Annotated in this window: 12 protein-coding genes; 8 read left to right on the top strand and 4 right to left on the bottom strand. The window is 66.7% G+C overall.

Annotation, left to right across the window (positions count from 1 at the left end):
* The first annotated feature begins 4 nt into the window (after positions 1 to 4).
* From R0146_RS03330 to R0146_RS03320, 3 genes are all read left to right on the top strand, one after another.
* The gene (locus R0146_RS03330) at positions 5 to 172 is read left to right on the top strand and encodes a hypothetical protein (protein WP_317691441.1); all 168 of its coding nucleotides are present in this window, start codon (positions 5 to 7) and stop codon (positions 170 to 172) included.
* Complete coding sequence (locus R0146_RS03325) at positions 159 to 1157, top strand: acetylxylan esterase (RefSeq protein WP_317691440.1); 999 nt, start codon at positions 159 to 161, stop codon at positions 1155 to 1157. Before R0146_RS03330 ends, R0146_RS03325 begins: the two co-directional genes overlap by 14 nt.
* 178 nt (positions 1158 to 1335) lie before the next feature.
* Positions 1336 to 2661 (top strand): MFS transporter, encoded by a 1326-nt coding sequence (locus R0146_RS03320; RefSeq protein ID WP_317691439.1) that lies wholly within the window; start codon positions 1336 to 1338, stop codon positions 2659 to 2661.
* A gap of 99 nt (positions 2662 to 2760) precedes the next feature.
* On the opposite strand, the gene R0146_RS03315 is transcribed toward R0146_RS03320, so the two are convergent.
* The 3 genes from R0146_RS03315 to R0146_RS03305 all read right to left on the bottom strand — a co-directional run bounded on the left by R0146_RS03315 (position 2761) and on the right by R0146_RS03305 (position 6834).
* Positions 2761 to 3813, bottom strand: coding sequence for a LacI family DNA-binding transcriptional regulator (locus R0146_RS03315; protein ID WP_317691438.1), 1053 nt, complete (start codon positions 3811 to 3813; stop codon positions 2761 to 2763).
* Between the two features lie 93 nt (positions 3814 to 3906).
* The gene (locus R0146_RS03310; RefSeq protein ID WP_317691437.1) at positions 3907 to 5997 is read right to left on the bottom strand and encodes an FAD-binding protein; all 2091 of its coding nucleotides are present in this window, start codon (positions 5995 to 5997) and stop codon (positions 3907 to 3909) included.
* Between the two features lie 63 nt (positions 5998 to 6060).
* Positions 6061 to 6834, bottom strand: a complete 774-nt coding sequence (locus tag R0146_RS03305; protein WP_317691436.1) for a 3-ketoacyl-ACP reductase — start codon at positions 6832 to 6834, stop codon at positions 6061 to 6063.
* 339 nt (positions 6835 to 7173) lie between these two features.
* Here R0146_RS03305 and R0146_RS03300 point away from each other — a divergent pair, with 339 nt between their 5' ends.
* Positions 7174 to 7551 (top strand): SPW repeat domain-containing protein, encoded by a 378-nt coding sequence (locus R0146_RS03300; protein WP_317691435.1) that lies wholly within the window; start codon positions 7174 to 7176, stop codon positions 7549 to 7551.
* Positions 7552 to 7828: 277 nt separating this feature from the next.
* Positions 7829 to 9058 (top strand): exonuclease domain-containing protein, encoded by a 1230-nt coding sequence (locus R0146_RS03295; protein ID WP_317691434.1) that lies wholly within the window; start codon positions 7829 to 7831, stop codon positions 9056 to 9058.
* A 78-nt stretch (positions 9059 to 9136) separates the two neighbouring features.
* Here the strand turns inward: R0146_RS03295 and R0146_RS03290 are convergent, their stop codons facing one another.
* A complete protein-coding gene (locus R0146_RS03290) occupies positions 9137 to 9502 on the bottom strand; it encodes a hypothetical protein (RefSeq protein ID WP_317691433.1) in 366 nt (121 codons plus the stop codon).
* Between the two features lie 95 nt (positions 9503 to 9597).
* Between R0146_RS03290 and R0146_RS03285 the strand changes: the two genes are divergently transcribed.
* The 3 genes from R0146_RS03285 (at position 9598) to R0146_RS03275 (ending at position 12044) form a co-directional block, all read left to right on the top strand.
* Positions 9598 to 9951: a methyltransferase family protein gene (locus R0146_RS03285; RefSeq protein WP_317691432.1), complete on the top strand. Its 354-nt coding sequence runs from the start codon at positions 9598 to 9600 to the stop codon at positions 9949 to 9951.
* 68 nt (positions 9952 to 10019) lie between these two features.
* Positions 10020 to 10178: a hypothetical protein gene (locus tag R0146_RS03280; RefSeq protein WP_317691431.1), complete on the top strand. Its 159-nt coding sequence runs from the start codon at positions 10020 to 10022 to the stop codon at positions 10176 to 10178.
* Positions 10179 to 10235: 57 nt separating this feature from the next.
* Positions 10236 to 12044 (top strand): AIPR family protein, encoded by a 1809-nt coding sequence (locus R0146_RS03275; protein WP_317691430.1) that lies wholly within the window; start codon positions 10236 to 10238, stop codon positions 12042 to 12044.
* Positions 12045 to 12141 lie beyond the last annotated feature (97 nt).

The raw sequence follows: 12141 nt of genomic DNA, 5'->3' as shown, positions 1-12141 counted from the left end.
ACGGATGTCGGACCAGATCGAGGCCCGGGACTTCTCCGGGCCGAAAGGCGTCGGGGGATCGCCGGACGTGGTCGAGAAGACCGCCTCGCCGATCGGCTTCGCGGCGCCACCCCTGTCGGGCGATCGTGCGGTGACCGATCGGGCAGGGAGCGACCGCGATGCCGTTCTTTGATCTTCCTCTCGACGAGCTCCGGGCCTATGCGCCGCAGGTGCGTGAGCCTGCCGACTTCGACGCGTTCTGGACGCGTACGTTGGCCGAGTCCCGCTCTGTCGGTGGAGCCGTCGCGGTGGTGCCGATGCCGACCCCGCTGACGGTCGTCGACCTGTACGACGTGACCTTCCCGGGCTTCCTGGGTGAGCCGGTCAAGGCGTGGCTCGCCACACCGCACGGCGCCACCGGCCCGCTGCCGGGGATCGTCGAGACGGTGGGATACCGGGGCGGGCGTGGCCTGGCCCACGAGGCGGCCGGCTGGGCGCTCGCCGGCTACGCCTACCTGCGGATGGACACCCGCGGACAGGGCAGTGGATCGGTCCCGGGCGACACCGCCGATCCGCATGGCAACGGCCCGGCCTTCCCTGGTCTGATGACACGCGGCATCGAGTCTCCCGAGGGCTACTACTACCGTCGCCTGATCACCGACGCCGTCCGGGCCGTCGACACGCTGCGATCGCTCCCGCTGGTGGACCCGGACCTGGTGTCCGTCGTCGGCATCAGTCAGGGTGGTGGACTGGCGATCGCCGTCGCCGGCCTCGTCGAGGGCCTGGTGGCGGTGACACCGAACGTGCCCTTCCTCTGCCACTTCGAGCGGGCGGTCGGGCTCACCGTCGACACTCCGTACGACGAGATCAACGGCTACCTGCGGTGTCACCGCGACCTCGTCGAGCCGACCTTCGAGACCCTGTCGTACGTCGATGCGGTCAACTTCGCCAAGCGTGCCACGGCACCGGCGCTGTTCTCGACCGGTCTGCAGGATCAGACCTGTCCGCCGTCGACGGTGTTCGCGGCGTTCAACCACTACGGCGCCCCGGGCAGTGCGGGTGCCGACGACAAGCACATCGAGGTCTATCGCTACAACGACCACAAGGGCGGCGAAGGGTTCCAGTGGCCACTCCAGGTCGGGTTCGTCGAACGGTGCCTCAGCCGGGCCGGGGTCTGAATCGTCGGGACGTCCCGACGGCCGGATCGTCCCCCCAACAATCTCCACTGCCGAATCGACCTCTCCGCCTCACATCACCGGCTTGAAACGATTCACAGTGGCTGTCGAATCCATCTCAACATCAGACAATCACAACAAGGAGTCTCCCATGCACAAGGATGTGCGTAACGTACCTGGGGTGGCGGTTGCGACGGGCTCGTCGTCGAGCAGCGGTGGCCGGGATCCCAGGATGATCCGCCGGGCGGCGGCGAGCGGCTTCGCCGGGAGCACGCTCGAGTACTACGACTTCACCGTCTACGCGTCGGCGGCGGCGATCGTGCTGCCGCAGGTGTTCTTCCCCAGCGGCAATCCCACCGTCGCGCTGATCGCGTCGTTGGCGACGTACGCCGTCGGCTACGTCGCCCGTCCGATCGGCGCGTTCGTCCTCGGTCACCTCGGTGACCGGTACGGCCGCAAGCAGATCCTGGTCTACGCGATGATGCTGATGGGCGTCTCGACCTTCCTCGTCGGTGTCCTGCCCACCTATCACCAGGTCGGCATCCTGGCGCCGATCCTGGTGGTGATCCTGCGGCTCGCCCAGGGCTTCGCGGTCTCCGGGGAGCTCGCCGGCGCCGGCGCGATGATCGTCGAACATGCGCCGGAGGGCAAACGAGGCTTCTTCGCCAGCTTCGGCACCATGGGCACCCAGATCGGTGGCATTCTCGGTGCCGCGGCCTTCATCCCGCTCGATGCGGCATTGCCCACCGACCAGTTTCTGGCCTGGGGCTGGCGGGTGCCCTTTCTGCTCAGCGCCTTGGTCGTCATCGCCGCCCTCATCATCCGCAACCAGGTCGAGGAGACCCCGGTCTTCCTCGATGAGACGAAGAGCGGCAAGCCGGCGGAGGTCCCGTTCATCACGATTTTCCGCCGTCACCCCACGACCGTGCTGCGGGCGGTGCTGATGGGGATGGCGAATGTGCTCGGCACGACGGCGGTCGTTTTCGGCACGGCGTACGCCACCCAGAAGTCGTACGGGATCGGCCTGCGCCCCTCGACCTTCCTGTGGGTCCCGGTGGCGGCGAACGTGGTGGCCGCCACCATCATTCCGTTGATCGGTCGGTTCTCCGACCGGATCGGGCGCCGGCCGATGATGATCTTCGGGCCGATCTGTGGCGGCCTGCTGGCCTACCCGTACCTGGTGGCGGTCGAGCACAAGAACGTGCCGCTCACCTTCGGGCTCGCCATCCTCATGTTCGGAGTGTGTTACTCGTTCTGGAACGCGACCTTCGCCAGCTACATCCAGGAGCTCTTCCCGACCAGCGCCCGGGTGACCGGGTTCGCCGTCTCGATGAACATCGCGCTGCTCATCACCTCCTTCCTGCCGACCATCTTCGCGATGATCGCCCCGCCGGGCACCGCGAACGTCCCGTTGGTCATCGGCGGCGCGACGCTGGGTCTCGCGGTCGTGGCGTCCCTGTCCGCGCTGCTCTCCCCGGAGACGGCGCACCGGTCGCTGGCCGACTGAGCGACGGGTGGCGGACCCCGCCAGGTGGCCGTCCGTACGTGTCTGCCCCGTTTCCCGTCAGGGAGCCGGGGCAGACACGTACGTGCACGGTGGGCCGAGTCAGGCTGGCCGTCCGGTCCGTCGCGGGGTGGAATCGCGCAGGACCACAGTGGTCGGCAGATTGATCTCTCCGGTGCCGTCGCCCGGGCCGGTGACCGCGAGGGCCACGGACTGGCGTCCCATCTCCTCCTTGAGCACCCTGACGGTGGTGAGAGTGGGCACCGCATCCTCCAGGCCGGCGATGTCACCGAAACCGGCGAAACCGAGCTCGGTGCCGACGGCGACCCCGGCCTGGCGGGCCTGGCGCATCGCCCCCAGGGCCATCACGTCGTTGGTGGCGACGACGATGTCGCCCTTCAGCCCGGACTCCAGGGCCAGCCGCATCGCCTCCTGCCCTCCGGCGCGGGTGTAGTCGGAGACGATCTGGTTCTCCGGTGGGATCCGGCAGCCGAGCTCACGGGCCCGGGCGAGGAACGCCTGGGCCCGTACGGTCGCCGTGGAGTGCATCTCTGGGCCGGTCAGCACGATCGGCCGCCGATATCCGCACTCCCACAGGGCCTGAGCCAGCCGGGCGGACCCGCCCTCGTTGTCGATCAGCACCCGGTCGATCCCGGGCAGTCGGACGCCGACGGTGACCAGCCGGCCGCCGCGGGAGATGTAGCGTCTGATGGCCTCGGACAGGTCGTCGCCGATGCCCGATGTTCGCCACCGGCCACCGGTGAGCAGGATCGCCCGGACACGCAGAGAGTCCAGTGACCGCACCACCTCGGGCAGCCGGTCCAGCTGGTTGCCGGTCGAGGCGAGGGTGAGGAACATGCCGCGGTCCAGGCACGCGTCGGTCATCCCGCCGGCGATGGCGGCGAAGTAAGGGTCGGTGAGGTCGTTCACCGCAACGCCGATGGTCTGGGTGGCGCCGCGGGCCATCGCCTGGGCATTGGCATCGGGTTCGTATCCGAGCATCTGGGCGGCCTCCCGGACGCGGGTGGCGAGTTCCTCGGCCACCGACCGGTCCTTGCTGCCGTTGATCGCGCGGGACGCCGTGGCGAGGGACACCCCGGCCAGCTGGGCCACGTCACTGAGAGTCACGGCACCCTCCGAACGCTTGCGCGGCATCAGCTCCTCCTCGCGATCAGGAAACTTCAGAATAGCGCTTTCCGCCCGGCATACGGCTGCTCGATAGCGCGTTCTGCCCTGCGGGGCGCGTGGTCATCCGACGATGCGATGCTCCCGATAGCGGCGCCAGGTGGTCTCGAACACCTCGCCGGAGGTGTCCGGGAGGGGGCGTACGGGTCGCCAGACGGCCACCGGATCGGCGGCCCCGTCCCAATGGGTCTCCTGGATCAGGCCGGTGGCCTCGTCACCGGCGAGCCGGAAGGCGTACTCGTCGGGGAGCGGGGTGGCCACGGCCGGGTCGAGGTGCGGCCGGCCGCCGGTCGGGTCGGTGTAGAGCACCGAGCCGCGGCTGCCCAGGCCTCGGGCCAGGTAGTCCGCCATCGCGGACAGGTAGACGAACTGGCTGGCGAGGATGTCCCGGAGGAGAAACAGCCGGCTCACCGAGCGACCGCTGGACAGGTCGGCGGCCACGGTGTCGGCGTAGGCGGCCAGATGGGCACGCACGGTGGCCTTGGCGCCGGCGATGCTCGCGGCGGAGCGGACCGGTCCTGCTTGCCGGCTCATCGTCGTGGTGATCTCGCGCAGCAGGTCGCCGGTGGTGTCCGGACCGGTCTCCGCCCGGGCACCGGCCGCGGTGAGCAGCCCGGCGGCCGCTTCGGCGAGGGGGAGCGCGGCCGTGGCGAAGGCATCCGACGGGATCGGCTCGGTCCGGCCGCGTTCGGCGATCCATCGGGCTGCCCTGGTGGCGCCGACCTGGCCACTGTTCAGTGCGGCCCCGCCGGGACGATAGATCCCATGGGCGCCAGCCGCCTCACCGACCGGGAAGAAGCCGGGGAGGTTCGACTGCCACCACTGGTCGATGTCGAGCCCGCCGTTGTTGTGCTGGGCGCAGACGCCGACTTCCAGCAGGTCGGTCGCCAGATCGATGCCGGGGTTGCGCTGGAGGTAGAACTCGTACGCCGGCCGGTTCATCCGGATCAGCCGCTCCAACGGGGTGTCGGCCCCGGGATCGAGAGCCCCGGTGGCCCGCAGGTAGCCGCGTGCCTCCTCGGACAGCAGGTCGGGGCGGAAGGCGTCACCGTACGGGTTGTGGCGGAAGTCGAGCCAGACCCGCCGACCACGGAGCCGGGTCTCCCGGTCCACGAGCAGATCGATCATGGACGAGCCGTCCGTTGCCTTGCGGATGTCGAACGGCCACTGGTAGCCCTTGAGGAAGATCCGGCTGAGTTGGTCGCCGTAGTCGGGCAGGAAGTCGGTGAGGAATTCCCGCTCGTCGTTCCCGTCGGCGTCAGTGGACACGAAGCGTGGCAGGGCCTGCATGTAGCTGCCCGACACGTTCCACCGGGGCCGGAGGGAGGCGAGGCCGAACTGCCACTCGGTGAGGTTCTTGCCGATCACGCCGGCGCGCAGCGCGGCCCCGTTGGCGCCCCACTGACCGTGCGGGTAGACCGAGTCCGCGTACATCCCGCCCGGCCCGCCGGTGGCGTAGACCAGGTTGCGGCAGCGCAGCAGCACGAACCGGTCGCCGGTCGGGTCGTCACCGGGGGTCCTGCCGTCACTGGGGGTCCTGCCGTCATGGTCCGCGCTGTCGACCCGGACGCAGAGCAGACCGGCGAGCCGGCCCTCGGCGACCACGAGATCGACCACCCGGCACCCCTCCAGCACCGGGACGCCCTGCTCGTTGACCCGCCGCTCCAGCCGTTCCACCATCGTCCGCGAGGTGTACGGACCGACGGAGGTGGCTCGCTGCCGGGGGTCGTGGTCGGTCTTGTAGCCGACGAACTCGCCGCTGGCGTTGTGCGGGAACGGGACGCCCGCCTCCACCAGGTGGAAGAACGCCGATAGTGATCCGGCCGCCTCGGCGAGCGCGAGGTCGCCGTCCATCGACCCGCCGGCGAACAGCGTCTCGGCCATCTCGCGGACCGAGTCCGGCTCACCGCCGGCCAGGGTGAGCTTGTAGTAGGTCTGCTTGTCCGAGCCCGCGTTGCGGGAGGTGCCGGCCCGGACCTTGTCGGTGACCATCACCACGTCACGTTGGCCGAAGCCGACCAGCCGGTCGGCCGCGCAGTATCCGGCGGCCCCGGTGCCCACCACCACGGTGTTGGCGGTGACCACCGGGATCCGCTGCTCCCCGACCGACAGCACATCGGTGGTGTGCTGCGGGATCCAGATGTCGTTGTCCACGGCGTGCTCCTCGGGGGATTGGGGGCGGGTCGTACGGCGTCGTACGACGAGGGGTGGGGCGGGTCAGAGCACCGGGATGTGCTGGCCGCCGTCGACGTGGATGACATCGCCGGTGGAGTAGGGCATGGCCCCGGCGCAGAGCTGCGCCACCGCGCCGCCGACGTCGTCGGGCCGACCCCAGCGGGACATCGGTACGGCGCCGGCGGCGAAGTAGGCGTCGTACTTCGCGGTGACCCCGGCGGTCATGTCGGTGGCGATGATGCCCGGGCGCACTTCGTAGACGAGGATGCCTTCCGGGGCGAGCCGGGCGGCCCAGAGCCGGGTGGCCATCGCCACGCCCGCCTTGGACAGGCAGTAGTCGCCACGGTCGGTGGAGACGACCTCGGCCGAGATCGAGGAGACGTTGACGATGGTGCCGATCGGCCCGTCCTCGAGGGTCCAGCCGGTGGGGCGGCCGGCGACCATGGCCCGAGCGGCTGCCTGGGTGAGGAAATAGGGGCCGCGCAGGTTGATCCCGAGCACCCGGTCGAAGCTCTCGGGATCGGCCTCCAGCAGGTCTCGACGGTCGAGCGGGGCGACGCCGGCGTTGTTGACCAACACGTCGAGGCGGCCCCAACGGTCGAGCACCTGGTCGAGGTACCGGGCGTGTTCGGTGGTGTCGGCGACGCTGCCGCGGATATAGCTGACCTCGCCGAGTCGGCGCAGATCGGTGATCACCTCGGTCGGCTCGGGTCGGGTGGCCAGGATCGCCACCCGATAGCCGGCGGACAGCAAGGCCTCGGTCACCCCGCGGCCGATGCCTCGGTTGCCGCCGGTGACCAGTGCGATCCGGTTCATCCGTGGTCCTCCTGGCGATCCACCCGGAGGCGCCCGCCCGCGGTGTGCTTCTCGACCTCGGAGAGTCGATGGTCCATGCCTTCACCTCACTGGGAATGCGCTTTCCGACACCGTAGCACGAGTCGGGGTGCGGCGGAAGGGCGGCCATGGGGCACGACGGGCTGTGTTGTCCGTTTCGTGACCTTCGCCCACTGGAAAACCGGCCTTGACAGGCATGTACTGGAAGAAGCCAGAGGCGTCGCGCGTCGGCCCTTGCGCCGACCCTGCACCACTGACCGATCCCCCCGGGGACCGGGGGGATGAAGAGAAGCAGAGTCATTTCGGAAGGAGATCATCCCCATGAAGAGGTGGACGCGTTGGGAGGACTATGTCGCACTGGCGGCTGGCCTGTTCACCGTCCTGGCAGCGCTCATCTGGACGACGACAACGCCGCTCTCGATGACGCTCATGCTGGTGTTCGGCGGCCTCCTCATTGTGACAGGCGTCTTCAACCTGTCCATGCCCGGCACCCCGTGGCTCGAGTACGCGCAGTGCGCCGTTGGCGTCCTGCTGTTCGTGTCCCCGTGGGTCGGCATGTATGCGTCGTACTCGACGATGACCTTCGCCTCGGCGTCCTGGACGTCCTGGATCGCGGGCATCATCGCTGCCATCGTCACGGCCGCGGCCTTCAAGCCGGCCATGGACGCACGGCAGCACCGTCCGGCGCACCAGCACTGAAGTCCCCGTCTACGACAGGCCGCGACCCCGTGGGGGCCGCGGCCTTCTGTCTGCGGCCCCGTGCATCGGCGCGCGCCGCGTGAGGTAAACTGCCCCGGCTTCACGCCTACTAACACTTAACTTCACACATGGTGAGAGTTGTTGAGAGTCATGTGTGAAGCTCCGGCCCCGCCTGCTGCTGATCAGCGCGCCGGCGTACGTGATGTGATGCCTGCCTCAGTCGGCCCGACGTATGCCGTCCGTCGTTAGCATCCCTGCCGAGAGATCAGGGGGGATCATGCGTGGCGGGTATGTGGTGGTCGATCTGGAGACGACCGGTTTCAATCCGAAGGGCTGTGACCGGATCGTCGAGATCGCGGCGGTGCACGTGGACGATGTCGGCCGGCTGCTGGGGGAGTGGTCGACCCTGGTCAACCCGTTGCGGGACGTCGGGCCGGTCAGTGTCCACGGCATCGCAGCCGGTGACGTGCTCGGGGCGCCGACGTTCGCCGACCTTGCGCCGATGCTGATCGAGGACCTGGCCGGGCGGACCGTCGTCGCCCACAATGCGCGCTTCGATCTGAACTTCCTCACCGTCGAGTTGCGACGGGCCGGCTACGACCTGCCCACGCCGCTCGGCGGGCTCTGCACGATGGAGTGGGCTCGGGTCTTCCTGCCCCGGGTGCCCCGCAGGCTCGAATCGTGTTGTGCTGCGGCGGGAGTGACACTCGATGGCGCGCACTCGGCTCTCGGGGATGCCCGGGCGACCGCCGCGCTCCTCGGCGTCTACCTGGACCAGCTCACCGTGGACCCGAGCTGGGAGCAGACTCTGCAGGAGACCCGGTCGTACGCCTGGCCGGTGTCGCCGGCGCACGGATCGGTGGCGCTGGTGCAGCGGGGCGCGTGTGAGCGCCGCCGTCCCGGGGCATGGGTCGACCGGCTGACGACGCGGCTGCCGCGGTCGCAGAGCCCGGACGTCGACGCCTACCTGGAGCTGTTGGACCGGGCCCTGCTCGACGCTTCGCTGAGCCTGCACGAGGAGAGCCTGCTGCTGCAGGTCGCCGAGGACCTGGGGTTGACCGCAACGCAGGTCCGCGAGGTGCACCGTACGTATCTCGCGTCGGTCGCGGTGGCGGCGTGGGCCGATGGTGTGGTGACGCCGGCCGAGCACGAGAACATCCGGGCGATCGCGCAGATGCTCGGGCTGGCCGCCGCGGACGCCGATGTGGCGCTGGCCGCGGTCCATGATCACGGCAGCGACACGATGGCGTGTCGACCCGAGTTCCGCCTGGAGCCCGGCGACCGGGTCGTCTTCACCGGCGACATGCAGCGGCCACGTGAGGAGTGGATCGCCGTGGCTGGTCAGGCGGGGCTCGAGGTGGGCGCCGTCACGAAGCGTACGAAACTGGTCATCGCAGCCGATCCGGACTCGCTGAGCGGCAAGGCCCGGAAGGCGCGGGACTACGGGATCCCGATCGTGGGGGAGGAGACGTTCGGGCGGATCCTGGAGAGCCTCGCCCAGCGGTAGGTCCTCAGCGCCCGGGGGATGGATCGCAGGCGACGTCTCGGCCGCCTGTCGAGTGCCCGGGCTGGTGAGGAGCGGCGGTCACGCCCGGCGGTCGTCCTCATGACGTTCGCGCATGCCGTCGGCGGTCCACCGGGCCCATCGAGGATCCCGGCCCGCGCGCTGGAGGGTGTCGAACCGTTCCCGGTCGGACCAGGATGCGGTGACCCGGTCGATGGTGCCCAGGTCGAGTCGATGGGAGCGGCCGACGACGGGGAACGACCCGGGACGGGCGACCAGCCGGCGCCGCCGCCAGGGGAGCAGTAGGCCGGGAGCCGAGTCCGCCAGCATGACGACGCCACGCACCGAACCGGCGCGGCGGTAGCCGGATCGCAGACGGGTCCGGGCGACCACCAGGACGGGTCGGGGCACGGTGTCGGGGACCCGCGTCGGGCCGAAGGCCTTCATGGCTCCACGGTAGGTGAGTGGCAATCTCGGACGCCCGAGGTGGCATCCCGTGCCTACGATGGTCAACAGATCCCGCCTCGCGAAGAAGGTGTCCGATGAAGAGGGCCCCGGCGACCGCCATCAGCATCGTCTTCTTCATCGCTGCTCCCGGAACGGTCGTCGGCCTGCTGCCCTGGGCCATCACCCGGTGGAAGTTCCAGCGCCCGGTGGCCGGATGGAGGGCGATGCGCGTCCTCGGCGCGACGATGATCGTCGGGGGGATGGTGCCCACCGTGTCGGCCTTCGCCGAGTTCGTGAAGGCCGGCGGTACGCCGGTGCCGCTGGCGCCCACCGAGCGGCTCGTGGTCTCGGGCTTCAACCGTTACGTACGCAACCCGATGTACGTCGGGCTGATCACGTCCCTCCTGGGACAAGTCTTGCTGCTCGGGAATGGCGGGCTCTCAATGTGATCACCGCCGCAGTGAGCCCGCACTCCTCTGTGGGCCGCTAAAACCCGCGTCGATAACGTGGGGGCACGGTGAGCAACGGCTATCCGATGGTCGATCTGCAGACGACCGGGTTGAACGCGAGCGGGTACGACCGGATCGGCGAGATCGCGACGGCGCACGTGGACGACACCGGCTGGCTGCTTGGGGACCGCGTGTCAGAGCGAGCCGAAGGCGTGCGAGCGCTGTGACACTCCTGGCCGGAACGTCGGAGTAAACTAATGCTGGACGCAGCGCCGAATCGAAGGATGCTGAAGAAGAACGACGCAAGCTGGCGTCCTCAGTTATTTACTCGAGAGGTAAGTGTGTCCGGGGCCGAGACTCTTATTTCAGCCGTCTTCACCGACTGGCGAAATACCAATTTACCCACCACTCCCGAAAGTGACGCCTGGGAGTTATTTACCTCCTGGCTGCTTTTGCGTCAATATGATGCAAATCTTGACGAGATTCAAATGGGTATAGTTGATGGGAGCGATGACGGTGGCATTGATTCCGTCTTCACCATAATCGGTGGCACCGTTGCCCAGTCAGACCACAGGTTTGTAGAGGATCAGTCAGAGGCGCGTAAGGCCCCAGAGGGTATCGAGGTAGTTCTGGTGGTGATCCAGGCGAAGAAATCGACCTCGTTCAAGCAGGATTCTATCTCTCGGCTCTACTCGATCTTGCCCCGGGCGCTTGACCTGGCAGCAGACATAGATCTACTGAAAGGTGAACTGAACGAGGCTGTGCGGGAGCAGTTGGATATCTTTCGGAAGGCCTACCGCAACCTCCTTACCCGGCGTCCGAGTGTTTCAGTACAGGTGCACATAATTTCCAGAGGCGACGTCTCAAGGATTTCTCCGAATGTCAGCTTGAGGTCAGAGGCTTTGCGGGAAGAGATTCTCAAGCGCCTACCTTCATCCGAAGTCCAGGCGGACTTCTTAGGTGCAGACGAGTTGTTGGCAAGGTTTAATCGCCGCTCGAACCCTACGCACCAACTCGAGTGCTCGGAGCTGATCCTTAGCGGAAATTCTTACATCGCTTTGGTGAGGCTGTCGAACTATGCAAATTTGATTCTTGATGAAGATGGAGGAATTCGTAGGCATCTTTTCGAGGCTAATGTTCGAGACTTTCAGGGTGAGGTGGCGGTAAATAAGGAGATCTATGCCTCTCTTGAGGATTCAGGTAGTCCGGAATTCTGGTGGCTTAACAATGGTGTGACTATCCTGTGTGACGAGGCGCATGGCGCCGGCAAGACGATTGCAATGAAGAACATTCAGATCGTCAACGGTTTACAAACTTCACATAACGTGGCTCGGTGGTTCGTCTCTGGCGACGCTCAAGAAAAGATTGGCGAGCAGCGTCAGTTGCTAGTCCGGATTATTGTCGAAAGCGATGCAGGAGTTCGAGACAAGATAATCCGAGCGACGAATCGCCAGACTCCGGTTGCGGATGCTTCCTTGAGGGCGACGGACGAGGTTCAGCGCAGGATCGAGATGTACTTCGAAACGAAGGGGCTGTACTACGATCGCAGAAAAGGTTTCCACCGAAATCTTGGTCGAGATCCAGGAAGGATCGTAAGTATTCCGTATCTCGGACAAGCTGTCTATTCGATTGCCTACGGCGGGCCAGAAGTCGCCCGAGGTAAGCCGAATTCACTTCTGGCTGAAGACTCACGCTACAAGCGCGCTTTTGACCCGAAGGCGGATATAGAAGTATATTATGCCTGTGTTGTACTCATGCGTGCAGTCGACGACTACTTGCATGGCCTTGAGGGTGCGATGACCTACTGGCAAAGAAAGCACATCTCCTACTTCGTGGCATTTGCCTATATTACTCGTCTCGTCGGCAAGGCACCGCAGTCGTGGCGAGATGTGGCCGATGTTTCTAGGGATGAGGTCGCGAAGAGGCCGATTAGTCAAGAACGGTTAGACTCGGCATATCGTTGCGTTACGTCTGCTCTCGACTCATTCTCGGTAGAGGAGAATATGTCGTCGAGGGATGCTACAAAGCGTCAAGGTCTCACGGCTCGCGTTGCTGATGTCGTCCTGGGGCTCACCGAAACCAGTGTTTCCTGAATGAATATCACGTTATTCATGGTGAAATGGGGGCCGAATTTCGATTCCCTGTCCGGGATATGTTTGCCTCAGCTGAGGAAAGTGCCTTGTCCGGGGA

The sequence above is a fragment of the Raineyella sp. LH-20 genome, from assembly GCF_033110965.1.
Classification (GTDB): domain Bacteria; phylum Actinomycetota; class Actinomycetes; order Propionibacteriales; family Propionibacteriaceae; genus Raineyella.
This window is presented reverse-complemented; position numbering and strand designations above follow the sequence as displayed.